This window comes from Oceanobacillus caeni (assembly GCF_019037185.1).
Classification (GTDB): Bacteria; Bacillota; Bacilli; order Bacillales; family Amphibacillaceae; genus Oceanobacillus; species Oceanobacillus caeni.
Genome location: NZ_JAHHXM010000062.1, coordinates 1 through 4,521, shown reverse-complemented (window position 1 = coordinate 4,521; position 4,521 = coordinate 1). Strand labels below are relative to the sequence as shown.

Sequence of the window (4,521 nt, the reverse complement as noted above, 5' to 3'; positions counted from 1 at the left end):
TACATTTATGATAGAGCGCCTTTTCTTTTTTTTCTAGAATTTTGTTTCAAATCCCCGAGAACTATTTTACACATAGTCGTGATGTCTTTTTGGAATAACAAGATAGCACATACCAAAATAGAAAGGTTCGTTTAAATTGGATAAACCTAATTTATGGACAAAAGATTTTTTAATTGTATCTTTCACCAATTTTTTCCTTTACTTTATTCATTACCTATTAATTTCCACCATTGCGATATTTACGATAGATCAGTTTCATGCTTCAGAAAGCATGGGTGGTTTGGCAGCAGGAATCTTTGTCATAGGGATGCTTTTTGGTCGGCTTTTTTCAGGGAAATACATCGACCAAGTTGGCCAAAAGAAAATTCTTTTTATCGGCTTTATTTTTTCTGTTATAACCATACTTTTATATTTTAGTATTACAAACTTACCTATTCTCTTTCTTGTGCGTTTTTTGCATGGTGCTGCTTTTGGAGTAGCCTCTACTGCCACCGGTACGATTGTACAACACATTATTCCAGATACACGTAGGGGTGAAGGTACTGGTTACTACGGATTAAGTACAACACTTGCATCTGCAGTTGGTCCTTTTTTTGGAATCTTAATCAATCAACATTTAGGTTTCAGGATGAACTTCGTTGCATGTACCGCACTTATAGGAATAAGTTTTCTAGTTTCACTTTTCTTAAAGGTGCCTAATGTGGAATTCCATAAAGATCCATTAGAAAAAGAGAAGGGCTTTAAACTGAGCGATTTCTTTGAAGCGAAAGCAATTCCAATTTCCATTGTAAGTATTTTAATTGGCATCAGTTATTCAAGTGTTCTTTCATTTCTGACCGTATATGCACAAGAAATTAACTTGGTCAACGCTGCCGGTTTTTTCTTTGTTGTTTATGCTATTGCCACTTTAGTAACAAGACCTTATATGGGCAAACTTTTTGACATGAAAGGGGATAATGCTGTTATGTATCCCGTCCTTATTGTTTTTGCCCTCGGTTTAATCATATTAGGTCATGCCCATCAAGGGATTATACTTTTATTATCTGGTGCTTGTATTGGGATTGGTTATGGAACATTTATTACCAGCGCTCAAGCTATAGCTGTTAAGGCATCACCTAAGAGTCGTATTGGCTTGGCAACATCAACATTCTTTATGTTTGCAGATTTCGGTGCCGGCTTTGGACCGTTTTTACTTGGATTTTTAATTCCTCTCACCGGCTATAGAAACTTATATGAAACAATGGCCATTTTGGTTGTGGCTGCTACTGTATTATATTATTTCTTGCATGGAAGAAAAAAGAGTCATGAAACGTCTTCTTATGAAGAAACCTTAGTTTGAAAAAATAAGGTTAAAAATCTTTAATAAAAAGCTGCCCTAACAAGATTTATTAGGGCAGTTTTTCATTTGCATTAGAACTATAAGGGGTTCAACCAAGTCTATTAAGCTAGTGATCTTTACTCCACTCCCACAGCTTCAGAAACATTACGTCTTGGAGGCATAAGATCTTGTGGAATTAAACTTTCATACTGATCCCCATCAAGACGGTTTTTAAATTCCTCCCTGGCTTGAGATAATAAATCTTCATCCTCTAAAACACGAATTGCTGTACAAGCCATTGTTTTTCCGGCAAGTAGCATTCCTTGGTGAGCATAGTTCTGCTTTCCTTGCGCTACCACTTGCCATGTATGGAAAGGAGTAGCTAATGCCCATGTAGATGTGTAGCACTGAGCTGTTGGAACCTTCCAGCTAACATTCCCAACATCGGTTGACCCGTTCATGAATGATAATTTCTCCGAGTAAGGAAGAATCACATCAGCAATTGGTCTTTCATCCAATTGGGAAGCGTATTCCTTATCAAATAGTGACTTTGCACTTTCCCTACCTTCATCGGTAAAAGTCTGATACATTGCCTTGGCAAATTCAATATCTTGATCATTCAATTCTGGGAATCCCAATTCATCCATTTGTTGATGCATAACCCGCTCCAATGTACTGTTTGGAATCAAATTATGACAAGATCCTTCAATTTGATGCTCCATTTCTGTTTCAGTCATTAAGGCAGCTCCACGCGCAATATTTTCTACACGTTTATACAGATTTTGTACCTGTTCCGGTTTAGGGGCTCTAATTAAATAGGTAACCTCTGCTTCCTTTTGTACAACATTCGGTGCTAACCCTCCAGGATTCGTAATAGCATAATGAACGCGAGCATCATCAATCATATGTTCACGCATATAATTAACACCAATGTTCATTAATTCAACAGCATCCAAGGCACTTCTTCCAAGATGCGGCTCCTGTGCTGCATGGGCACTGCGACCATAAAACGTAAAGGTTGCATGAATGACGGCGTTTGAACTCGTATGCGGAACGGCATTCATCGTATAAGGATGCCAGGAAAAAGCAACATCAAGCGAATCAAATACACCCTCTCTGGCCATAAATGCCTTTCCATATCCACTTTCTTCTGCAGGGCATCCGAAATATTTAACGGTTCCTGGAAGGCTATTGGTTTCCATATAATCTTTAACCGCAATCGCTGCAGCCAATGAGCCCACACCAAGTAAATTATGCCCACATCCATGTCCATTCCCTTGTGGTATAATCGGATCATATGACTTGCTTCCTGATTTTTGGCTGAGACCTGAGAGTGCATCATATTCTCCCAGTATTCCAACAACCGGTTTTCCTCCACCGAAACTAGCTACAAAGCCAGTTTCAAGTCCTGCAACATCCCGCTCCAATGTAAACCCTTCATCTTCCAACGCATTACTCAATAAATCTGCTGAACGAAATTCTTCAAATCGCGTCTCAGCAAACTCCCACACTTTATTGGCCAATTCCTTAAATTTTTCATCTTTACTATCTACTAAAGTTGATATTTTTTCTGTTACACTCATGATCATATATCCCCTATCTTTAAGTATATTAACAACATTATTTCTCTCGGTCTAAATACCTTCTATGTTAAATAACTCCTTGTATACGCAATACAATCTCGGCTATAATCGCGGAACCAAGAAATGTACCCAATAAAACACATGTTCCAACAACAATACTCCGCCAACCCAATTTTGCAAAATCGGCCCATGAACGCCCGACAGCAATCCCCGCATAAGCCAGGATTGGTGTTGTTAAGGCAAGTAAGTTTACTTCCTCCGTCCATTTAATTAAATACCCTGATCCAGGTGTTACCGGCAAAGAAAGAACCATCCCAATCACAGAGATATAAACAATGGCAGGTAAATTTAACGGCAAAACTTTTTGGATGACCAATCCAGCTACACAAACGAGAATGATAATAATCATTCCGGGAGCTGCCGTTAGCGGCATGACATGATAGCCAACCCAATTGCCCAATATTGCAATGATACCAATAATCGTCAAAACAAAAGTGTGAAATAGAGCGCTAGACCAAAAACCACGGCATAGAGCATGGGTAATAGCAGAATAACGCCCGGTCCCAATGAGATCTCGTGAGTCCCAATCCCTTCCGCTAATAAAACCAATATAAGAACAATAAGATGCAAACGCCAATCTTTCCAAAGTTTAGGCTGCTTTTCTTCCACTTTTCCTTTCCCTCCCCTATCATCATTTACTGATGAAAATTAACCCCATGATCCCAATGAGAGGCCTCACCATCTCATATGTTTGACCGTAGCGAGAATAAGATTTCCAGTACAAGTGAAATTCTTATAACTATAAGACTATATGATAGTGTCCCTAACCCATTGGAATCGGTTTCATAATACATTTTCGGTAATGTCCTTAATTATAGATAAAGCTCTATTTTAAGTCAATATGGAATTATTAGAATATTGTGGGAGGTAGGAATAAAAACTAGTTTTGTAACATATTCTATATAATTTTTTAGACGATCACGTGAATAGGTACTTTCCTTACCAATTACTTCCGCATACCCCTTCTTAAAATAACTATAGCATTATCCATAAAATCGGGATATAGTTTGATTGAATCAACGGAGTAACAAAAGAACTTATGTTTGTATCAGAATGGGGAACTTTTAAATACAGAAAATTTAATAAAGGAGAGTATAATCAATGTCTTGGAACTACCAAAAGTACTTACATGTTTACGCTCAGCATAGTCATCATCAAGAATCTTTTATAGTAGGGAATAGAAAGGCACTATTAGAGCTCCGTAAGCTAATAGATATAGCTTTATCGAATGGTAAATCTATGGGAGACTTTTTCCCTTCTGATGATGAAGGGTTTCAACTTTACGTTGGTGTTGTAGAAAGTGAGGATACCTTTAACTCGTTAGAAATGCCCTATACAGAACAATTTGGAGAGATAAATCACAATAATTATTTTATTAATCTTAAAGATGACCCGAGAGCACCTTACTCTCCAGTAATTTTATTTCCTGATAATGAGAAAGAAGAAGAAAGCTAGTATTTAACTTAATAAAACTTGTTGTATTTAGATGTAGTATAGATTTATGGACACAACTTGGTTAAGTCATTAATATTAAACTAACGAAAGGTTGTGTCCGAATCA

General features: G+C 37.5%; 5 protein-coding genes. 2 read left to right on the top strand and 3 right to left on the bottom strand.

From position 1 onward, the window contains the following. Nucleotides 1-136: 136 nt before the first annotated feature. On the top strand, nt 137-1,339 hold the full coding sequence (locus tag KM885_RS17460) for an MFS transporter (protein WP_047184403.1): 1,203 nt from the start codon (nt 137-139) through the stop codon (nt 1,337-1,339). 116 nt (nt 1,340-1,455) lie between these two features. On the opposite strand, the gene KM885_RS17455 is transcribed toward KM885_RS17460, so the two are convergent. The 3 genes from KM885_RS17455 to KM885_RS17445 all read right to left on the bottom strand — a co-directional run bounded on the left by KM885_RS17455 (nt 1,456) and on the right by KM885_RS17445 (nt 3,570). Further along, the gene (locus tag KM885_RS17455) at nt 1,456-2,901 is read right to left on the bottom strand and encodes a M20 family metallopeptidase (protein ID WP_216884332.1); all 1,446 of its coding nucleotides are present in this window, start codon (nt 2,899-2,901) and stop codon (nt 1,456-1,458) included. A gap of 67 nt (nt 2,902-2,968) precedes the next feature. After that, nucleotides 2,969-3,334: a hypothetical protein gene (locus KM885_RS17450; protein ID WP_338113699.1), complete on the bottom strand. Its 366-nt coding sequence runs from the start codon at nt 3,332-3,334 to the stop codon at nt 2,969-2,971. 50 nt (nt 3,335-3,384) lie between these two features. Then, a complete protein-coding gene (locus tag KM885_RS17445; RefSeq protein ID WP_216884330.1) occupies nt 3,385-3,570 on the bottom strand; it encodes a DUF3100 domain-containing protein in 186 nt (61 codons plus the stop codon). A 492-nt stretch (nt 3,571-4,062) separates the two neighbouring features. On the opposite strand from KM885_RS17445, the gene KM885_RS17440 reads away from it, so the two are divergent. Continuing rightward, nucleotides 4,063-4,416: a hypothetical protein gene (locus tag KM885_RS17440; RefSeq protein WP_216884329.1), complete on the top strand. Its 354-nt coding sequence runs from the start codon at nt 4,063-4,065 to the stop codon at nt 4,414-4,416. The last annotated feature ends 105 nt before the right edge of the window (nt 4,417-4,521 follow it).